Origin of the sequence: Corynebacterium crudilactis (assembly GCF_001643015.1) — a bacterium.
GTDB lineage: Bacteria > Actinomycetota > Actinomycetes > Mycobacteriales > Mycobacteriaceae > Corynebacterium > Corynebacterium crudilactis.
The window spans coordinates 2,977,019-2,996,535 of the sequence record NZ_CP015622.1; the positions used below are offsets into that span (position 1 = coordinate 2,977,019).

Sequence of the window (19,517 nt, forward strand, 5' to 3'; positions counted from 1 at the left end):
GAAAGGTCCTCATGACTTCCCGTCGCTATATCTCTGCCGTACTTATTGCAGCCTTGGCCTTCGGTTCCGCCGTATCCGTCGCTCATGCCCAAGACACAGATCTAGGCTCCCGCTTCACCCTCGGTGTGCTGCCTGACACCCAGTTCTACTCCCGCTATTCAACTCCAGATACCGGGAACCTGTATGAACATCGCTACGGATCTGAGCCTTTTGCTACCCAAACACAATGGTTGGTAGATAACCAAGAAGAGTTAAATATTCCATTCACTACACATTTGGGTGACGTGGTTGATCAAGCCCCGGCCATTCAGGAGTGGGAAGTCGCCGATCGTTCGATGCAGATCCTTGAAGAAGGAGGGATGAACTACTCAATCCTTCCAGGCAATCACGACATCACCTCTAATGGAACTCCAACTCGTTTCACTGAGTACTTCTCCGCAGAGCGTGCGGCAGGAAACGATACCTTCGGTGAGCGTTACGGTGAAGCAAACAATGAATCCGAGTTCCATATCTTTAATGCAGAAGGGCAGCAGTACCTCGTTTTAGCTTTGGCATGGCGTGCTGATGACGCAACCCTCGCATGGGCACAAAGTGTCATTGATGCACACCCAACGCTCCCTGTCATCCTCATCAGTCACGAAATCTCTAACATCGATGCAAACGGCGACATCTTCCTCTCCGACAGCTACGGTCAAGGTCTCTGGGATAGTTTCATTTCAAAAAATGACCAGATTTTCCTCACGATCAGTGGACACCACCACGGCGCGGGCTACCGAATCGACCGCAACGAGGCCGGACATGATGTTGTCAATGTCCTCCAAGACAACCAAATGGCCTACCAAGGTGGCAACGGCATCCTTGGCTTAATCCAATTTGATCTTTCTGGAAACTCCCTGGATATGACGGCGCTTTCCCCGTGGGTGGCAGCCAAACCTGCTGATTCCTTGAATCAATTCGACCATTTGATTCCAGAGGGCTCCGGTGATTCCTGGAGTGTCGACATGGACTTCGCCGAGCGTTTTGGCGGTTTTGCCCCAGAGTGGACGATTGGTGATGAAAACGATCCAGATTATGCTGCGAAGGCACGCGAGATCGTCTCCACTGGCTATATCCCACCAACCATTGAAGCCGGTGATCTACCTGTCAACAGCAACGATTTCCCACAGGTTGCAAACACCGCGGTGCACTGGCGCCCAGGTTCAACCACCATCGACGGAATGCAAGCTCAAGATGGTCAAGCTGTTGCTCCCGGCGCGGTTATTCCTGACATTGCCAATGGTGACGACATGGTTCGCGCTGAACTAAACATTCGCGGAGCAGAAGGCTCTCAAACAGCAGACATCACCTATGTAGCAGGAGACACCCACGAACTCTCCTCTGATACCGGCTCGTTGAAGTGGGTTGATCCTGCAGGAAACAGCCAGCGATTGAACTGGTTTGAGACCGCTGCTGATGCTGCGATCAACTCTGAAGACTTTGAAGATGGCTACACCTTTGAGACCTTCATCAAGATCGATGATGCATTCGATGGTGATAATCATTGGATGGGTGCAATCTCTAGGCAGGGCGAGCGCGGTGTAATCGCAGAGAACATGCCAGAAGGTGAAGAACCTCCAGCTGCACTTGCAGTCTCTTCTCTTCGCGAACTTCAGTGGACCACTGTCGCCATCGAAGGCACCACTACCGGTACTTCAAACTGGTCTCACGAAGTGCCAAAGGGTGAATGGTTGCACGTTGCTATCGTCAATAATCCAGATACTGACACCGTAGAAATGTTCGTCAACGGCGCACCAATTTTGCGTGATGTCATTGGTGCAGAAGGCCTCGCTACCGCTGGCGAAGCGTGGCTAATCGGAGCAAACATGTGGGAAGCAGATCCAGCAAACCCATGGTTCGGCCAGGTTGGAGAGACGCGCATCGTTCACGGCGCCATCGGCCAAGACCAATGGCTAACTGCCCGCGCTGCAGATCACGGTATCCCTGCAGAGCCTTCAGGTTCTACCACTGGATCTTCCACCGGTGGTTTCCTTGGAGTGTTTGCTGCCATCACAGGAATAATCGGTGGCGCCATCGCTCTGTTTACTTTGAACCATCCAGTGATCAACCAGCTTAAAGATCAGCTGCGCAATTTCGGCCTGAACTTTTAGGATAACGAGATTTAAGTTAAGACCGCCAAAGCATTATTAAGCTTGGGATAAGAGACAAAATGCGCTTACCCAAGCTGGCCTCTTAATACCGAATTTGAAAATCCAACCCCTTAACCAAAATAAAAATCGCACCAGCCACATAAGCCGGTGCGATCATAATTAGCGGAATTTTACTTGCGGTGATCCACGTCCGATGGGGTGATATCAAAGGCAACGCGATCGTCTTCGTCGATGTCTTCTGGGGAAGTGGTGTGCAGCTTACCCTTTGCGTATTTGTTCACAATGACAGCAATGGCGCCGTCGCCGGTGACGTTGGCAGCAGTACCGAAGGAGTCGATGGCGATATAGGCAGCAATCATAAGTGCGACCTGTTCGGTGTCGAATCCCAGCATAGAGGACAGCATGCCTGTTGCAGCCATAATTGCGCCGCCTGGAACACCTGGTGCAGCAATCATGGTGATGCCAAGCATGAGGAGGAAGCCAACGGACAGGCCGACGCTGATATCCATGTCGTACATAAATACGACCGCGAAGGCAAAGAGGCCGATTTTCATCATGGAGCCAGCTAGGTGGATCGTGGCGCACAGTGGAACAACGAAGCCTGCAACGTTTACGTCAACATCGTTTTTCAAGGTCTGCTGGTAGGTCACCGGAATGGTTGCTGCTGATGAGGAAGTACCTAGCGCAGTGAAGTAGGCAGGAAGCATGTTCTTAAACAACTTCCATGGGTTCTTCTTAGCTACGACACCTGCGATGATGAACTGGATTGCCAGGAATATTAAGGTTCCAACAACTGCCAGAATCAGTACCTTTCCGAAAGCGGAGATGATTTCCATGAGGCCGCCGTTCATGCCCATGCCCAAGAAAATGCCGAAGATGAAGACTGGCAGCAGTGGAATGACAAAAGCAGTGATGGTTTTCATGACTACTCGTTCAAGCTCGCGGGTGACCTTGAAGAGGGTGTCTGATTTCACGACAGCCATGCCCAATCCCAAACAGAAGGCCAGAAGCAGTGCTGTCATCACGTCGAATGGTGGTGGCATTTCAATATTGAAGTATGGCTGCAAGGCATCGGCATCAAGGTCGATTTCAGCTACACTCTGGTGGTCTTTGAGCATCCAAGGGTAGAGGGCTTGGGACACGCCATAAGCAATGAGGCCGGAGAAAATGGTTGATGCATATGCGATGGCTGCAACGATGCCAAGCCATTTGCCAGCACCTCGACCAAGACCTGCGATTGCAGGTGCAATGAGTGCGAAAATCAGCACTGGGATGAAAAAGCCCAGGAAGTTGCCGAATAGGCCGTTGAAGGTGGTGAAGATCTCAGCGAGCCACACCGGGAAGAAGAGGCTGCAGACGATTCCGAGGATGATCGCAATGATCACTCGGAACAGCAGCGACGAGCTCACGCTCTTTATATCCATGGTTGTTCCTATGTTTCTAATCAGGAGCCGTCTAGAAAACGCAAGACAGCGCGTGATGGAATTTTGTGTGCGGCTTGGAAGTGGCAGGCTAAAAACCCACGTAAAATCTGCGAAGATCACAAAAACCTGCCTGGAGCCTTAGAAACTCCACCAACCAACTGCGACGAGTGTCAGATTACTGCAGGTTTATGGTCAAACCTAGTTGTTGGAAGCAAAGCATCATACCTTTAACCCCTTATTCCTGCAGTTTCGGATTACTCCCTGGAATGCGGGTGGGGATAGAGTTGTTGTTATGACGGTGATCGGAATTATTCTTGGCAGCCTGTTTGGCATTTTTGCAGTCCTTCTCATCGTGGTCGGTGCTTTGGGGTGGGCGGCTAAGCTCCCTGGCAACCCGGTTGTTGGTATTCGTGTCCCTGAGGTGCGTAAATCTCAGGAGATGTGGGATATGGCGCACCGCGTTGCTGGCCCCTTATGGGTGCTGTCTGGGGTTTCCTTTGTTATTGCGTCACTAGTTGCTTTTGTTGCTTCTGGTTGGATGTGGCTGGTTGTGGCTTTGGGTGTTGTCGCAGGCATTGTTTTTATAGGAATGGGTGCAGGCATGGCTGCACACACTGTTGCGATGGTTGATGCTAAGCGCAGTCGCGAAAACCCCGAAACTCCTGAAGCACCAGTGTCCGCTGAGATCGAAGAGGCCGGTGGCGTGACCATTACCTCACCGATTCTAAATAAGACTCCACAAAATGCTCCCAAGATTGATTTGGATGCAGTGCGTAGAGCTGCGGAAAAGGAAAACTAGCCATCGAAAAACGGTTTGGGGTGTGATGACTACTTACGGTAGTCATCACACCCCAAACCGTTTTGTTGTTCACTTTAATGTGCAAGAAGTAAGCAGCCTTTTACAGCGATGCCAAAACATGGATCTTCATTATCTGAAAATTAATTTTCTTAGCATCACATTTGTCGAACTAATTTAGCTACTTCCAAAGGAACTTCCGCCACCGCCTGTTGAAGGCTTCTTGTCGTCGCCTGGCTTGTCACCAGGTTTATCATCACCAGGCTTGCCGTCGCCTGGCTTGTTGTCAGCAGGCTTTCCATCAACTGGAAGTTCAATACTGGTTCCTGGTTGACCATTTTGGCAAGCTGTGAGAACTGGGCTTAGGAATGCCTGCATTGGTCGAAGTGGATTAAGACTCTCAGTTAACGCATTTTTCAGCCACTCTCGATTGCCCTCAAGTTCTTCTTTTAAAGGTTCTTCAATATTGGTGAACATATCAACAAATTTCAACGCGGTTTCTGCATTGCTTACAGGAATCTGTAGACGGTCAGTCTCACCGTTATACAGAATATTCCAATAGTGGAACAGGTGCTTTTCAAATCCCAAAATACCGAACCAATAGTCCAATAAGATACCTGCTTCACTCAAATTTTGAGAGTTTTCAGGAACGATAGGAACGCCAGCAGCTATCGCTTTTGCATCGATTTCGTCTATCAAAGCTCTAATTGTGCCAAATTTGGCAGATTCCTGTTCCCACTCTTGAATATCCTCATAGGCCTTGAAGCTATCGCCTACCTGCTGCAGCTCATTAAGCTCGTCAGTTGCGGACGGAACTCGGTCTTTGATGGCCTCGATAAGGCCTACACGAGCTTCGCGGAATTTAGAATCAGAAAACTGTTTTTCACTATCTGTGAATGAAATCTGACAAACATTATCTGTGATGGTCAGATCAGCAGCTTGCGCTGAGGGGACGCAAATGCCTGCAATAGCAACGACTGCGCTTGCGAAAACCATTGGCAAAGCGGAAATACGCATAGTTTCTCCAATGTGAAGTGGGGGATGTGTAGCAGTTCCGATTAGAACAAAATGATCGTAACTTACTGGACAATGCCTGGCAGCATTATGTCTAATTACTTAACACATTCGGAGGTATTGCCATACTTTTATCAGCTCAATACCAGACATGTTTCGATAGTTTGTTAAATGACCGATCGCTTACTTTCCCCCGGCCAACCATCTGTAACTCTTATTCTTCGAGAAGTTTTGCGCAAGGGACGACGTGCTTTCCCATCGCCAACCACATTGTGACGCCCTTGTTTCAGACGACTCACAGCGTAATACGCATCAGGGCTGGAGAGATTTTCAACCCAAAGATGTTTAATAATTGAGACAAGCTTCCCACTATGTGATAAAGTCCCATTTTGTGAATAACTCTTGTCTCAGTCAAAGCACCCAGTGGTGGTGGCGCGCTAACTAAGCGAGCCTGACACCTCAAGTTGTTTTCACTTTGATGATTTTTTTAAGGCTCGTACTTCGTTCGACGAAGAAGCGGGCCTTTTGTGGTTTTTAGCCCACAACCGGCAAGCCCTGGATCGAATGAAGCTCGCAGCGAGTAATTATTTGATGTTTCCCAGAAAGGCTTCAGCCCCACAATGATTTCCTCGGTAGGTGCCCCATGAGCACGAATCCGCATGTTTTCTCCCTAGATGTCCGCTATCACGAGGATGCTTCTGCGTTGTTTGCCCATTTGGGTGGCACGACCGCAGATGACGCAGCTCTGTTGGAAAGCGCTGATATCACCACTAAGAATGGTATTTCTTCCCTCGCGGTGTTGAAGAGCTCGGTGCGCATTACGTGCACCGGCAATAAGGTTGTTACTGAGCCTTTGACGGATTCGGGTAGGGAAGTGGTTGCGCGCCTCACGCAGCAGCTTTCCCAGTACCACACTGCTGAAAACACTTTTAGCTTCCCCGCCTCCGAGGCCGTTGATGAGCGCGAGCGCCTCACTGCTCCAAGCACCGTCGAGGTGCTGCGCAAGTTGCAGTTCGAGTCTGGCTACAGCGACGCGTCCGTGCCACTGCTAATGGGTGGTTTCGCCTTTGATTTCCTAGAAACCTTTGAAACGCTCCCCGCAGTCGAGGAGAGCGTCAACACTTACCCTGATTACCAGTTCGTCCTTGCTGAAATCGTCCTGGACATCAATCACCAGGACCAGACCGCCAAACTCACCGGCGTCTCCAACGCCCCAGGCGAGCTCGAGGCCGAGCTTAATAAGCTGGCATCGCTTATCGACGCTGCCCTCCCCGCAACCGAACACGCCTATCAAACCACCCCTCACGACGGCGACACACTTCGCGTCGTGGCTGATATTCCCGATGCTCAGTTCCGCACCCAGATCAATGAGCTGAAAGAAAACATTTACAACGGTGACATCTACCAAGTTGTCCCGGCGCGTACTTTCACCGCTCCGTGCCCGGATGCGTTTGCTGCTTATTTGCAGTTGCGTGCCACCAACCCGTCGCCGTACATGTTCTACATCCGTGGACTCAACGAAGGCCGCTCCTATGAACTTTTTGGCGCCTCTCCTGAGTCCAACCTCAAGTTCACCGCTGCTAACCGTGAGCTACAGCTGTACCCAATCGCAGGTACCCGTCCCCGTGGACTCAACCCAGATGGCACCATCAACGATGAGCTAGATATCCGCAATGAGTTGGATATGCGCACTGATGCCAAAGAAATCGCCGAGCACACCATGCTTGTGGATCTGGCCCGCAATGATCTAGCGCGCGTTTCTGTTCCAGCATCGCGCCGGGTTGCGGATCTGTTGCAGGTGGATCGCTATTCTCGCGTTATGCATTTGGTGTCTCGTGTGACTGCCACTTTGGATCCAGAGCTGGATGCTTTGGACGCGTATCGCGCGTGCATGAATATGGGCACGTTGACCGGCGCTCCGAAGCTGCGCGCTATGGAGCTGCTGCGCGGCGTCGAAAAGCGTAGGCGTGGTTCTTATGGTGGGGCAGTGGGCTACCTGCGTGGCAATGGCGATATGGATAACTGCATTGTTATTCGTTCGGCGTTTGTTCAGGATGGTGTGGCTGCGGTGCAGGCCGGCGCTGGTGTGGTCCGCGATTCTAATCCTCAATCCGAAGCCGATGAAACGTTGCACAAGGCTTATGCCGTGCTCAATGCGATCGCGCTTGCTGCTGGTTCCACTTTGGAGGTCATCCGATGACACACGTTGTTCTCATTGATAATCACGATTCTTTTGTTTATAACTTGGTCGATGCTTTCGCTGTCGCGGGTTATAAGTGCACGGTGTTTCGCAATACTGTGCCGGTCGAGACAATTCTGGCAGCCAACCCAGATTTGATCTGTTTGTCTCCTGGTCCGGGTTACCCAGCGGATGCGGGCAATATGATGGCGTTGATTGAACGCACACTTGGGCAGATTCCGCTGCTGGGCATTTGCCTCGGATACCAAGCGCTCATTGAGCACCATGGCGGCAAGGTTGAGCCATGCGGGCCAGTTCATGGAACCACCGATAACATGATTCTGAGCGATGCTGGTGTGGACAATCCTGTGTTTGCAGGTCTTGCCATTGATGGAGAGCCTGATCATCCAGAGGTTCCTGGCCGCAAGGTACCTATTGCCCGCTACCACTCTTTGGGTTGTGTCCAGGCGCCTGAAGGCATGGAGTCTTTAGGCACCTGTTCTTCGTCGATCGGCGATGTGATCATGGCTGCGCAGACCGTGGATGGGAAAGCCATTGGTCTGCAATTCCACCCAGAATCGGTACTCAGTCCCACCGGCCCAATCATCTTGGCTCGCTGTGTCGAACAACTTTTAGCAACTAATTAAAAGGATTTGATGTATGACTTCTCCAGCAACACTCAAAGTTCTCAATGCTTACCTCGATAACCCGAATCCTTCTCTCGAGGAGGCCATCGAGGTATTCACTCCACTAACCGTCGGTGAATACGATGATGTGCACATCGCGGCGTTGCTTGCCACCATCCGTACTCGCGGTGAGCAGTTTGCCGATATTGCCGGCGCAGCGAAGGCCTTCCTGGCTGCGGGCCGCCCATTCCCCATCACGGGTGCTGGCCTCTTAGATTCTGCTGGCACGGGTGGCGATGGTGCAAACACTATCAATATCACCACTGGCGCATCTCTGATTGCCGCCTCCGGCGGAGTCAAGCTGGTCAAATGCGGCAACCGCTCCGTGAGCTCCAAGTCTGGTTCCGCGGATGTGTTGGAAGCCTTGAATATTCCTCTGGGGCTAGATATTGATCGCGCAGTGAAATGGTTTGAGGCCTCCAACTTCACCTTCCTGTTCGCCCCTGCTTACAACCCAGCGATTGCGCATGTGCAGCCTGTGCGCCAGGCATTGAAGTTCCCCACCATCTTCAACACCCTGGGCCCGCTGTTGTCCCCAGCTCGTCCAGAGCGCCAAATCATGGGTGTGGCCAACCCGAAGGCGGGTCAGCTTATTGCGGAGGTATTCCGCGAACTTGGCCGCAAGCGTGCGCTGGTTGTGCACGGTGCGGGCACTGATGAAATCGCGGTCCACGGCACCACCTTGATCTGGGAGCTCAAAGAAGACGGCAGCATCGAGCACTATTCCATCGAGCCAGAAGATATCGGCATTGGTCGTTATGAGCTCATCGATCTCGTTGGTGGTGTGGGTACAGAAAACGCCGAAGCCATGCGCGCTACGTTTGCTGGCACCGGCCCAGTTGCACACCGCGATGCTTTGGCAGCTTCTGCTGGCGCCATGTTCTATCTGAACGGTGATGTGGATTCCCTCAAGAACGGTGTCACCAAGGCGCTTGGTTTACTTGCCGATGGCACCACTCAGGCGTGGTTGGCTAAGCATGAAGAGATCGATTATTCAGATGAGGAGACCTCCAATGACAAGTAAAAACTTGCCTACCGTATTGGAAAATATCGTTGAAGGCCGTCGTGGCCATCTCGAAGAAATTCGCGCACGTATCGCCCATGTTGATGTAGACGCACTGCCACAATCTGAGCGTTCCCTCTACGATTCTTTGAACAAGGGCAGGGGAGGGGCGCGCTTCATCATGGAGTGCAAATCCGCTTCTCCATCTTTGGGCATGATCCGCGAGCATTACCAGCCAGGCGAGATCGCGCGCGTGTATTCCCGTTATGCCAGCGGCATTTCTGTGCTGTGCGAGCCAGATCGTTTTGGTGGCGATTATGATCACCTCGCCACCGTGGCTGCCACTTCTCATCTGCCAGTGCTGTGCAAGGATTTCATCATTGATCCGGTGCAGGTACATGCAGCACGCTACTTCGGCGCCGATGCCATCTTGCTGATGCTCTCTGTCTTATCTGATGATGAGTACGCAGAGCTTGCCGCTGAAGCTGCTCGCTTCAACCTGGATATCCTCACCGAGGTTATTGACGAGGAAGAAGTAGAGCGCGCCATCAAGCTCGGCGCCAAGATCTTCGGTGTTAATCACCGCAATCTCCATGATCTCTCCATTGATCTGAATCGCTCTGGCCGGTTGGCCAAACTCATTCCAGACGATGCCGTGTTGATCTCTGAGTCCGGCGTGCGCGATACCGAAACCGTTCGTCAGCTTGGCGGTCATTCCAATGGTTTCCTCGTTGGTTCCCAGCTCACCAGCCAGCCGAATGTTGATCTGGCTGCTCGCGAACTGGTTTATGGCCCCAACAAGGTCTGTGGCCTCACCTCCGCAACTGCCGCACAAGCTGCCCGCGCAGCCGGCGCAGTCTATGGTGGACTGATTTTTGAAGAGGCTTCTCCGCGCAATGTTTCACGTGAAACATCGCAAGAAATCATTGCCGCAGAACCCAATCTTCGCTATGTCGCCGTCAGTCGTCGCACCTCCGGGTACCAAGAATTGCTTATCGACGGCATCTTCGCCGTACAAATCCATGCCCCACTGCAGGGCAGCGTCGAAGCGGAAAAGGCGCTCATCGCGGCTGTCCGCGCAGAGGTCGGCGAAGACGTCCAGGTCTGGCGTGCCATCTCCATGACCAATCCTTTGGGCGCAGACATTGCCCTCGCATTGGCAGCCGATGTGGACAAGCTCGTGCTCGATGCCAACGATGGCGGCAGTGGGGAAGTCTTCGACTGGGATACAGTTCCGGCATCTGTGAAGGCGAAGTCTTTGCTCGCCGGTGGCATCTCCCCAGAGAACGTCACAGCAGCTCTCGCAGTTGGCTGCGCCGGTGTGGATATCAACTCCGGTGTGGAATATCCTGCAGGTGCTGGCACCTGGGCAGGGGCAAAAGACTCTGGCGCACTGCTGAAAATTTTCGCCACCATCTCCAACTTCCACTATTAAAGGTTTAAATAGAATCATGACTGATAAAAAAGCTCTGGGTGGCTCCACACTACTGCCCGCATACTTTGGTGAATTTGGTGGACAGTTCGTTGCTGAATCACTCCTCCCTGCTCTGGATCAGCTAGAAAAGGCATTCGTCGATGCCACCAATAGCGAAGAATTCCGCAAGGAACTCGGCGACTATCTCCGCGATTACCTCGGCCGCCCAACCCCGCTGACCGAATGCTCCAACCTGCCACTCGCAGGCGAAGGCAAAGGCTTTGCGCGGATCTTCCTCAAGCGCGAAGACCTCGTCCACGGCGGTGCACACAAAACTAACCAGGTGATCGGCCAGGTGCTGCTTGCCAAGCGCATGGGCAAAACCCGCATCATCGCAGAGACCGGCGCAGGCCAGCACGGCACCGCCACCGCTCTCGCATGTGCGCTCATGGGCCTCGAGTGCGTTGTCTACATGGGCGCCAAGGACGTTGCCCGCCAGCAGCCCAACGTCTACCGCATGCAGCTGCACGGCGCGAAGGTCATCCCCGTGGAATCTGGTTCCGGCACCCTGAAGGACGCCGTGAATGAGGCGCTGCGCGATTGGACCGCAACCTTCCACGAGTCCCACTACCTTCTGGGCACCGCCGCCGGCCCGCACCCATTCCCAACCATCGTGCGTGAATTCCACAAGGTGATCTCTGAGGAAGCCAAGGCACAGATGCTAGAGCGCACCGGCAAGCTTCCCGACGTTGTGGTCGCCTGCGTCGGTGGTGGCTCCAACGCCATCGGCATGTTCGCAGACTTCATTGACGATGAAGGCGTAGAGCTCGTCGGCGCTGAGCCAGCCGGTGAAGGCCTCGACTCCGGCAAGCACGGCGCAACCATCACCAACGGTCAGATCGGCATCCTGCACGGCACCCGTTCCTACCTGATGCGCAACTCCGACGGCCAAGTGGAAGAGTCCTACTCCATCTCCGCCGGACTTGATTACCCAGGTGTCGGCCCACAGCATGCACACCTGCACGCCACTGGCCGCGCTACTTATGTGGGCATCACCGATGCAGAAGCACTGCAGGCGTTCCAATACCTGGCTCGCTACGAAGGCATCATTCCAGCGCTCGAATCTTCCCACGCTTTTGCTTATGCCCTTAAGCGCGCAAAGACTGCAGAAGAAGAAGGCAAGAACATCACCATCCTCGTGTCCCTCTCCGGCCGCGGCGATAAAGATGTGAACCACATCCGCCAGACCCTTGAAGAGAACCCAGACCTGATCCTGAAGGACAACCGATGAGCCGTTTTGATGATCTTTTTGTCCGCCTCGATGATCAGGCAGGGGAGGGCGCCTTTGTTCCCTTCATCATGCTGAGCGATCCTGATCCAGAAGCATGCTTCCAGATCATTTCCACCGCCATTGAAGCCGGCGCAGATGCACTGGAACTTGGTCTGCCATTTTCCGATCCAGTTGCTGACGGCCCAACCGTTGCGGAATCTCACCTGCGCGCCCTCGATGGTGGCTCCACCATCGACGGGGCCTTGGCTCAGATCCGACGCGTCCGCGCTGCTTTCCCAGAGATTCCCATCGGCATGCTTATCTACGGCAATGTGCCATTCACCCGCGGCTTGGACCGCTTTTACCAAGAGTTCGCCGAAGCCGGTGTGGATTCCATCCTGATCCCAGATGTTCCTGTCCGCGAAGGTGCGCCGTTTACTGCAGCGGCTGTGGAAGCCGGAATCGATCCCATCTACATCGCTCCTGCCAATGCCAGCGAGCAAACTCTTGAAGGTGTCTCCGCCGCTTCCAAGGGCTACATCTACGCAATTTCTCGCGATGGTGTCACGGGCACTGAGCGTGAATCTTCCACCGAGGGGCTAGCGGCAGTGGTGGATAACATCAAGAAATTTGGTGGCGCTCCGATCCTGCTCGGCTTTGGCATCTCCTCACCACAGCATGTGGCTGATGCCATTACCGCTGGCGCATCCGGTGCGATTACCGGCTCCGCCATCACCAAGATCATTGCATCCCACTGTGAAGGTGAGCATCCGCACCCTTCCAAAGTTCGCGATATGGACAGCTTGAAGAAGGATCTGACTGACTTTGTTTCTGCCATGAAGGCAGCAACAAAGAAGGCATAGTTTAAAAATAGGGGCAATGTTTCACGTGAAACATTGCCCCTAAAAACACTCAAAGCCACCTCTGGATTCAGGGGTGGCTTTGAGTGTTTTAACGCCGGAGGGTCGTGGCGTCGGCAAGCAATTTAGGAACGTGCAGGCGGCTTCGGTGCCCCAGCTGGCGGTGCAATCTTCGGATAAGACCGCGCGCTGCTGCTTGCTGCCGGAGCAGCTTCAGCCTTAGCAATACGCTCACGCCCCGGCGCTGGCTCCCAGCCACCATCGACTACACGCTTCTGGAAGATCATCGCACCGCCAAGCAAAATCGCGGCAATGATAAGCAGCAGAATGAGTCCACCAAGACCATTCACCTTGGCAGCAGAACCAACGGCAATACCGAACCAACCAAAGTCCGCATCGCCGAAAGTGGTGTTCTCAGAGCCGAAGGAGCCCAAGACGCCAAGCAGGAATGCTGGCAAGAAAGTAATCAACAGACCATTGGCGAACGCGCCGAAGATTGCTCCTCGACGTCCACCGGTGGCATTTCCGTAGACACCAGCCGCACCACCAGTGAAGAAGTGGGGGACCAAGCCAGGCAGGATAAGCGCAACGCCAAAGACTGGGTTGAGCCAAGAACCCAACACTGCAAGGCCGACAAGACCACCAACGAAGGAAGAAATGAAACCGATGAGCACAGCGTTCTGTGCATAAGGGAACACGATCGGAGCATCCAGCGCTGGGATAGCTCCAGGCACTACCTTGGCGGCAATGCCCTGGAACGCTGGAACCAGCTCACCAAGAATGGTGCGCACACCAAAGAGGATGACAGCCACGGCAACACCAAACTGCAGACCCTGAGTAAAGGACTGCATGATGTAGTTGCCCACATTGGATGCGCCATTAGGGAACGCAGTGAACGCTTCTTCAGTACCCGCGCGAAGCATGAACAAGATCGCCAACACGATGTACATGATCGCCATCGACAATGCGGTAGACACCATGGAATCGCGGAGGAAGCGCAAACCTTCTGGCACCTTCATGTCTTCAGTAGAAGGGCTTGCCTTCTTGCCTTTGCCACCGACCAGACGTCCAACGGCACCCGCCGCAACATAACCTGCAGTGCCAAAGTGTCCCATCGCAATGGAATCATCACCAGTGATGCGACGCGTCCACGGATGCACAAACGCGGGCATGGCAACCATGAGAATACCCAGCAGCAGAGCGCCCACGCCGACAACAATCCACGCATCAAATCCAGCAGTAGCCAAAATGATGGTCAGCATAGTCGCCATGAACAACACGTGGTGTCCAGTGAGGAAGACATAACGCAGGTTGGTGAAACGAGCCAACACCAAGGAAATCGCAAAGCCCAGGATCATCAACCACGCGACCTGTGCGCCGTATTCAGCTTGCGCAATTCCGGCGATGGCTTCATTAGTCGGGACAACGCCCTTCATGCCTGTAGCGCCCATGATCATGGCACCCAGTGGTTCCAGAGAAGCCGTAACTAATCCAGCGCCCGCACCAATGAGCAAGAAACCCAGAGTTGCTTTGATTGCTCCGCCGATAACCTGACCGACAGATTTACCCAATGCCGACAAACCCACGGCGGTGATAATACCGATGAGGAATGCGGGCACCGCAAGAATTTCATTAACAAGGAAAAGCGGGATGGTTAACCAATCCATTTTAAAGTTCCTTAAACGCTAGATGTCGTAGAGTTCACGAAGTGCAGCATCAATTTCATCTGCACTAGTAAAGTCATTGATGACATGGACAGGAATTCCGACATCGCCTAAGGTGCGGGCAATCTCGCCAGAGGTCAAAATCAGATCAGCCTCATTAGCTTTTCCCTTGGCTGAAATCGTGTCTGTGGCTTCCACAGTCATGTACGGGCTCCAGCCCCAAGCATCAAAAACTTGCTCGAGGGTGTTCTTGAGAAACAGGGATGTACCCAATCCATTGCCACAAACCGTGAGGATCTTATCCTGAGTGGTAGTCTGCGCCGCGGCTGCTGTCACTGGAGCAGGGGAGGATGCTTGCTTTGGGGCCGCAGCCTTTTCTAAGATCGCCTGAATTTCTTCAGGGGTCTGCGCCTGATTGAGTTCGGTGCGGTATTTACCAAGCGCTTTGGCAAGCGCAGCCATCGCCTTGTTGTGCGATGTGGAATCTTGAGCAGCAAGAGCCACGATCAGATCAACTGGATCATTTTTCTCATGCCCAAATGAAATGGGAGTTGCCAAGCGTACCCAGGACATCGCGGTCTCATGGACTGCTTCGCTTGGACGTGCATGCGCAAAAGCAAAGCCTGGAGCCACAACAATATAAGGCCCATTTTCTTCTACGCTGGCGATCATGGCATCGGTGTAGGCGGAATCAATACTGTGCGTTTTTTCTAGCAATGCACCTGCAGCGCGAATACCGTCACGCCAATCGGTGACCGTGCGGTCAAGTTCTATGCGTTCTGCTTTCAGCAGATCTTTGAGGACAAACATAAACAGATATTAATCCACGCATGATGATTCATAAATACACAGATGGGCAACCGTATTTACTTTTATGCAATCGTTACCAACAGTAGAAACATCAATTCAGTTGACCTTCCACAAGGTTGATCTGAAACACTCTCCGGACCTAAAAAATCTACTGCTTTTTACACTCAAGTGGAGTTGAATTAGAGCTATGAACACTCCCGCTATGCATGTTCACAATCTCACGATTGGATTTGGCTCGCTCATAGCTGTCAACGATCTCAGCCTGACCGTTGAACAGGGGAGCATCCATGGATTTCTCGGGCCCAATGGCGCAGGAAAATCCACCACTATCCGGGCACTCATTGGAGTGCTTAGGCCTCGTTCTGGTTCAGTTTCTGTGTTGGGACAAGACCCAGTGAAATACCCTGAAGTACTCAGAGGAGTTGGATATGTTGCAGGCGATGCCACCTTATGGGAACACCTCACTGGTGCAGAGGTCATAAGAGCATTAGAAACACTTCGCAAAACGCACTCAAACCGCGCGCTCGAAAATGAACTCATTGAGGCTTTTCAATTAGACCCATCAAAAAAAATCCGAGAATACTCTACCGGTAATAGACGCAAAGTCAGTCTCATTACAGCACTCAGCCACGAGCCAAAGTTGCTTATTCTCGACGAACCCACTGCGGGCCTCGACCCAATCATGGAGCAAGTGTTTCTTGATCAAGTACGACGTGCTCGACATAATGGAACGTCTGTATTGCTCAGTAGCCATATTTTAAGTGAAGTTGAGCAGCTTTGTGATTATGTCACTGTGCTCAAAGATGGAAGAGCAGTCGCTTCCAATGAAGTGAGCTATTTAAGAAAAATTTCAGCCCATAGAATCACCGCAACTCTGCGAGAGATTCCCAAAGCACTTATCGACAATAAAGATGTCGTCTTCAACGCAGGACATCTCAGTATGACTTGCGATGCATCGGCAGTATCAAGGATCTTGCGCATCATCATCGATTCTGGTGGCCAAGATATCACGAGCACCAGTGCCTCTTTGGAGGAGATTTTTCTTCGCCACTATAGCGATAATGAAGGCGAGGAGGCTTAGCCGTGATCCGCTTCAATTTACGTTTACGTCGAACATTTATTCTGTGGTGGCTGCTTGGGATGTGGGCCTTTCTGCTCATCACACCACCGTCTTATGTGGCAACCTATCCAGATCTAGCAAGCCGTGGACCAGTTGTTGCAAGTGTGCAAAGCAATATGGGAACCCAAGCAATGTATGGACACTTGCCGTCCCCCGGAACAATTGGCCAATTAACCACGTGGGAGACCGGAGCATGGTTGTGTCTTCTGTCTGCGGTGATGATGGTACTGCTGTTTAGTTCTCTCTACCGAAAATCGGAAAGTAGTGGTTTGTCTGAACATTTCTATGCTGCAGGCTATTCACGTGCTTCACAATTGAGAGCTGCGCTATCCACGGGAGCACTCATCGCAGTTATTCATGGTGCAATGTGCGCAGCAATTCTCATCGCATTCAGATATCTCAGCATCCCGGAAATCACCGTGGCTGGCAGCCTCGCATTCGGTACCGCTCTCTTCCTGACGATGCTTTCGTCCCTGGCACTAACCAGCATGGTGCACAGCTTGTGGGGGAGGGGAGCCAACTTCAATCGCATTGGTTTACTTGGAGTAGGAACAGCATTCCTTATTCGAATGGTGGCAGATACTTCCACAATTAACGGAATCCACTACCTCAATTGGATCACGCCCCTTGGTTGGCGTTCCCTGATCAATCCGTTCACAAACAACAACTGGGCAGTGTGCATAATCCTCTTTGCACTCTGCATCGCATTAATTGGAATAGCGTTTCTTCTCGACACACAGCGTGCTTACAACAGCCGCATCCTTCGCATTTCATTTCCAAGGCGCCACCAAAAGCTAGATATCCGGGTTCGGGGGTTGTTTGATTTGAATCTCCGCATTCACCGGAGCAACATCCTCGCCTGGTCGATAGTCATTGGTCTGATTTTGCTCACCATGCTTCCCCTCATCAATTCCTTGCTCCCATCCTTGCAAAATGATCCGGCCACTATGCAAGCCATCGAAACTTTGATGCCCGCCGGTGATCTACAAACCACCTTTATCATTTACGTATTTCAAATAGCATCGATTCTCCTCAGCATCGCAACAGTCCAGCCCATCATTAGTTTTGTGAGGCAGGAACGCCTCGGGCTCATCGACACCATGCGCAGCACCGGAGTGCGCCGCTGGTCGCCCCTTTGGGGCTCCATTGCAATAAGCTTTTCGACGCTTTCCTCCTGTACCGTTTTCGCCATCATAGGCGCTTTTCTAGGGTTGTTTATCCAACCTTCGGCAGTGGAAGGTGGGACACGGATAGTTCTACTGGCAAGTCTTTCCATTGCCATTCATGCCCTTTTCCCCCTCGGGCTTGCCACAGTTCTTGCGGGATTAGTTCCACGATTAATCCACCTTGCATGGATCCCCATCATCACGGCTTCTGTGGTGTCCCTCTTCGGCCCAGTACTCTCACTTTCAGAATCCCAAATGGATCTCTCGCCACTTAATCATTCCTGGGCTGCCTCCGGGGAACCTATATGGCCTCTGTTTTGTTTCATGGTCACAGGAGGAACATTTCTTGCAATTGGACTTCTGGGAATGCAGCGAAGGGACTTGCTTTAGGCAAGTGGCTAAACAGGAACAACTGAACAATACTGGGCACTATGACTCAATCAGCCTCCACCTGTAACCGTCGTATGTTTCTCCTTGGAACTGCAACAACTTTCGCAGGCGCATTTCTTGCTGCCTGCGGAACCGCACCCAATGAAGAAATTGCAGCCACCGAAGTTCCAGTGGGCAGCTCCGTGATCCTGGGCTCTGTGATCATTGCGCAACCTACTGCGGGAAACTTCGTGGCATATTCTTCTGCTTGCCCGCACCAGGGTTCACGCATCACCAAGGTTGATGGGGATACTGTCATTTGCACCAACCACAACTCTATTTTCAATATCGCGGATGGGGCAGTAGTAGATGGCCCGGCGCGATCCGGACTCAGCAGCGCAACCCTTAAACAAGATGGCGATACACTGAGCGCTTCCGTTTAAAAGAAAAGGCAATGTTTCACGTGAAACATTGCCTTTTCTCATCTACCAAGCACCCCGGGAGTAAGAAGGTGGGTAGGAAATTTCTTTCCGCGATTGACCCAATTCATGCGCCGCCTGCAGCGGCCACGATGGATATCTCAGTGCAGCCCGACCGAGTGAGATAATATCCGCGTCCCCCTGATCAAGGTGGTGCTGCGCCTGGGCGGCATCCGTAATGAGCCCAACTGTGGAAGTGGGAATACCAACTCCTTGCTTTACGCGACGGGCAAACTGCACCTGATAGCTAGGACCTACTGGAATATCGGCAGGCACAGCGCCAGCAGTGGAAATATCAACAGCATCCACTCCAAGCTCACTCAGCTCTGATACCAACTGAACAGTTTGATCACCATCCCATGATGGCTCTCCGTCGATCCAATCAGTAGCTGAGATCCGGGCAATCAAGGGCATGGTTTCAGGAATCACTGCACGAATAGCCTGAACCACTTCCCGGAAAAGACGAGTCCTATTCTCAAAAGAGCCACCATAGTTATCAGTTCGCTTATTCGCTAGAGGAGTAAGGAATTGATGCAAAAGGTATCCATGAGCGCCATGGACTTCAATCACATCGAAGCCCGCGCGCACAGCTCGCTGCGCTGACTCCGCAAAATCTCGAATGATTTTATCGATACCTTCTTGATCTAATTCCGTCGGAACTGCAAGACCTGGTTGAGCAATCGCACTAGGGCCAAAAGTCTCCCAGCCAGATTCCTCAATGGGCTGAGTGCCTGTTGGATACTCTGGCAGAGCCGGATAGGTGCTCGCTTTACGTCCAGCGTGATTAAGCTGCACTCCCATGAGGGATCCTTGAGAATGAACAAAGTCTGTAATTTTCTTCCACGCTTCCACTTGGTTGTCATTCCACAATCCGGTACACGTAGGAGAAATCCTTCCTTCAGGATTCACACCTGTTGATTCTGCAATCAACAACCCGAAGCCACCGACCGCCCGGGCTCCGTAATGGACTAAATGCCAATCAAGGGGAACACCATCAAAATTATTTGCTTGATACTGGCACATTGGAGCAAGCCACATCCGGTTCGGAATTTCTACACCACGAAGAGTAATTGGAGAAAGCAAGGAAGTCATAGCGTCGAGGGTAGTCCACATTAA

Annotated in this window: 17 protein-coding genes; 12 read left to right on the plus strand and 5 right to left on the minus strand. The window is 52.3% G+C overall.

The annotated features are described in order from the left end of the window. The first annotated feature begins 11 nt into the window (after positions 1–11). Complete coding sequence (locus tag ccrud_RS13670) at positions 12–2,147, plus strand: LamG-like jellyroll fold domain-containing protein (protein WP_066569107.1); 2,136 nt, start codon at positions 12–14, stop codon at positions 2,145–2,147. A gap of 170 nt (positions 2,148–2,317) precedes the next feature. Here the strand turns inward: ccrud_RS13670 and ccrud_RS13675 are convergent, their stop codons facing one another. After that, positions 2,318–3,571 carry a dicarboxylate/amino acid:cation symporter gene (locus tag ccrud_RS13675; protein ID WP_245670296.1) on the minus strand — a complete coding sequence of 418 codons (1,254 nt, stop codon included), beginning with the start codon at positions 3,569–3,571 and terminating at the stop codon, positions 2,318–2,320. A gap of 292 nt (positions 3,572–3,863) precedes the next feature. Here ccrud_RS13675 and ccrud_RS13680 point away from each other — a divergent pair, with 292 nt between their 5' ends. Then, a complete protein-coding gene (locus tag ccrud_RS13680; RefSeq protein ID WP_066569109.1) occupies positions 3,864–4,370 on the plus strand; it encodes an SdpI family protein in 507 nt (168 codons plus the stop codon). Positions 4,371–4,544: 174 nt separating this feature from the next. Here ccrud_RS13680 and ccrud_RS15600 read toward each other — a convergent pair whose 3' ends face one another. Continuing rightward, a complete protein-coding gene (locus ccrud_RS15600) occupies positions 4,545–5,384 on the minus strand; it encodes a hypothetical protein (protein ID WP_066569110.1) in 840 nt (279 codons plus the stop codon). Positions 5,385–5,772: 388 nt separating this feature from the next. Between ccrud_RS15600 and trpL the strand changes: the two genes are divergently transcribed. From trpL to trpA, 7 genes are all read left to right on the plus strand, one after another. Further along, positions 5,773–5,826: a trp operon leader peptide gene (gene trpL / locus ccrud_RS15605; protein WP_020948662.1), complete on the plus strand. Its 54-nt coding sequence runs from the start codon at positions 5,773–5,775 to the stop codon at positions 5,824–5,826. Positions 5,827–6,024: 198 nt separating this feature from the next. Further along, positions 6,025–7,581: an anthranilate synthase component 1 gene (locus ccrud_RS13690; protein ID WP_066569111.1), complete on the plus strand. Its 1,557-nt coding sequence runs from the start codon at positions 6,025–6,027 to the stop codon at positions 7,579–7,581. Further along, complete coding sequence (locus ccrud_RS13695; RefSeq protein WP_066569112.1) at positions 7,578–8,207, plus strand: anthranilate synthase component II; 630 nt, start codon at positions 7,578–7,580, stop codon at positions 8,205–8,207. The genes ccrud_RS13690 and ccrud_RS13695 overlap by 4 nt, the downstream gene beginning before the upstream one ends. A gap of 13 nt (positions 8,208–8,220) precedes the next feature. Next, entirely contained in the window at positions 8,221–9,270 is a 1,050-nt protein-coding gene (gene trpD, locus ccrud_RS13700) for an anthranilate phosphoribosyltransferase (RefSeq protein ID WP_066569114.1), read from the plus strand. Continuing rightward, positions 9,260–10,684, plus strand: a complete 1,425-nt coding sequence (gene trpCF / locus ccrud_RS13705) for a bifunctional indole-3-glycerol-phosphate synthase TrpC/phosphoribosylanthranilate isomerase TrpF (RefSeq protein WP_066569116.1) — start codon at positions 9,260–9,262, stop codon at positions 10,682–10,684. The genes trpD and trpCF overlap by 11 nt, the downstream gene beginning before the upstream one ends. A 16-nt stretch (positions 10,685–10,700) precedes the next feature. Further along, the gene (trpB, locus tag ccrud_RS13710; RefSeq protein ID WP_066569118.1) at positions 10,701–11,954 is read left to right on the plus strand and encodes a tryptophan synthase subunit beta; all 1,254 of its coding nucleotides are present in this window, start codon (positions 10,701–10,703) and stop codon (positions 11,952–11,954) included. Further along, complete coding sequence (trpA, locus tag ccrud_RS13715; RefSeq protein ID WP_066569120.1) at positions 11,951–12,796, plus strand: tryptophan synthase subunit alpha; 846 nt, start codon at positions 11,951–11,953, stop codon at positions 12,794–12,796. Before trpB ends, trpA begins: the two co-directional genes overlap by 4 nt. Positions 12,797–12,918: 122 nt before the next feature. On the opposite strand, the gene ccrud_RS13720 is transcribed toward trpA, so the two are convergent. Together ccrud_RS13720 and ccrud_RS13725 are read right to left on the minus strand one after the other, a co-directional pair. Next, positions 12,919–14,460: a PTS ascorbate transporter subunit IIC gene (locus tag ccrud_RS13720; RefSeq protein ID WP_066569124.1), complete on the minus strand. Its 1,542-nt coding sequence runs from the start codon at positions 14,458–14,460 to the stop codon at positions 12,919–12,921. An 18-nt stretch (positions 14,461–14,478) separates the two neighbouring features. Beyond that, a complete protein-coding gene (locus ccrud_RS13725; RefSeq protein WP_066569127.1) occupies positions 14,479–15,267 on the minus strand; it encodes a PTS sugar transporter subunit IIAB in 789 nt (262 codons plus the stop codon). Positions 15,268–15,454: 187 nt separating this feature from the next. Between ccrud_RS13725 and ccrud_RS13730 the strand changes: the two genes are divergently transcribed. From ccrud_RS13730 to ccrud_RS13740, 3 genes are all read left to right on the plus strand, one after another. Beyond that, positions 15,455–16,348: an ABC transporter ATP-binding protein gene (locus ccrud_RS13730; RefSeq protein ID WP_066569130.1), complete on the plus strand. Its 894-nt coding sequence runs from the start codon at positions 15,455–15,457 to the stop codon at positions 16,346–16,348. A gap of 2 nt (positions 16,349–16,350) precedes the next feature. Beyond that, complete coding sequence (locus tag ccrud_RS13735) at positions 16,351–17,943, plus strand: ABC transporter permease (protein ID WP_066569132.1); 1,593 nt, start codon at positions 16,351–16,353, stop codon at positions 17,941–17,943. A 74-nt stretch (positions 17,944–18,017) separates the two neighbouring features. Further along, the gene (locus tag ccrud_RS13740; RefSeq protein ID WP_066570045.1) at positions 18,018–18,365 is read left to right on the plus strand and encodes a Rieske (2Fe-2S) protein; all 348 of its coding nucleotides are present in this window, start codon (positions 18,018–18,020) and stop codon (positions 18,363–18,365) included. Positions 18,366–18,407: 42 nt separating this feature from the next. Here ccrud_RS13740 and ccrud_RS13745 read toward each other — a convergent pair whose 3' ends face one another. Beyond that, positions 18,408–19,493, minus strand: coding sequence for an NADH:flavin oxidoreductase/NADH oxidase (locus ccrud_RS13745; RefSeq protein WP_066569134.1), 1,086 nt, complete (start codon positions 19,491–19,493; stop codon positions 18,408–18,410). Positions 19,494–19,517: the final 24 nt, after the last annotated feature.

Excerpts from the sequence above, each read along its gene's own strand:
- ccrud_RS13670 (WP_066569107.1), top strand. The coding sequence starts at position 12 with ATGACTTCCCGTCGCTATATCTCTGCCGTACTTATTGCAGCCTTGGCC.
- ccrud_RS13675 (WP_245670296.1), bottom strand. The coding sequence starts at position 3,571 with ATGGATATAAAGAGCGTGAGCTCGTCGCTGCTGTTCCGAGTGATCATT.
- ccrud_RS13680 (WP_066569109.1), top strand. The coding sequence starts at position 3,864 with ATGACGGTGATCGGAATTATTCTTGGCAGCCTGTTTGGCATTTTTGCA.
- ccrud_RS15600 (WP_066569110.1), bottom strand. The coding sequence starts at position 5,384 with ATGCGTATTTCCGCTTTGCCAATGGTTTTCGCAAGCGCAGTCGTTGCT.
- ccrud_RS13690 (WP_066569111.1), top strand. The coding sequence starts at position 6,025 with ATGAGCACGAATCCGCATGTTTTCTCCCTAGATGTCCGCTATCACGAG.
- ccrud_RS13695 (WP_066569112.1), top strand. The coding sequence starts at position 7,578 with ATGACACACGTTGTTCTCATTGATAATCACGATTCTTTTGTTTATAAC.
- trpD (WP_066569114.1), top strand. The coding sequence starts at position 8,221 with ATGACTTCTCCAGCAACACTCAAAGTTCTCAATGCTTACCTCGATAAC.
- trpCF (WP_066569116.1), top strand. The coding sequence starts at position 9,260 with ATGACAAGTAAAAACTTGCCTACCGTATTGGAAAATATCGTTGAAGGC.
- trpB (WP_066569118.1), top strand. The coding sequence starts at position 10,701 with ATGACTGATAAAAAAGCTCTGGGTGGCTCCACACTACTGCCCGCATAC.
- trpA (WP_066569120.1), top strand. The coding sequence starts at position 11,951 with ATGAGCCGTTTTGATGATCTTTTTGTCCGCCTCGATGATCAGGCAGGG.
- ccrud_RS13720 (WP_066569124.1), bottom strand. The coding sequence starts at position 14,460 with ATGGATTGGTTAACCATCCCGCTTTTCCTTGTTAATGAAATTCTTGCG.
- ccrud_RS13725 (WP_066569127.1), bottom strand. The coding sequence starts at position 15,267 with ATGTTTGTCCTCAAAGATCTGCTGAAAGCAGAACGCATAGAACTTGAC.
- ccrud_RS13730 (WP_066569130.1), top strand. The coding sequence starts at position 15,455 with ATGAACACTCCCGCTATGCATGTTCACAATCTCACGATTGGATTTGGC.
- ccrud_RS13740 (WP_066570045.1), top strand. The coding sequence starts at position 18,018 with ATGTTTCTCCTTGGAACTGCAACAACTTTCGCAGGCGCATTTCTTGCT.
- ccrud_RS13745 (WP_066569134.1), bottom strand. The coding sequence starts at position 19,493 with ATGACTTCCTTGCTTTCTCCAATTACTCTTCGTGGTGTAGAAATTCCG.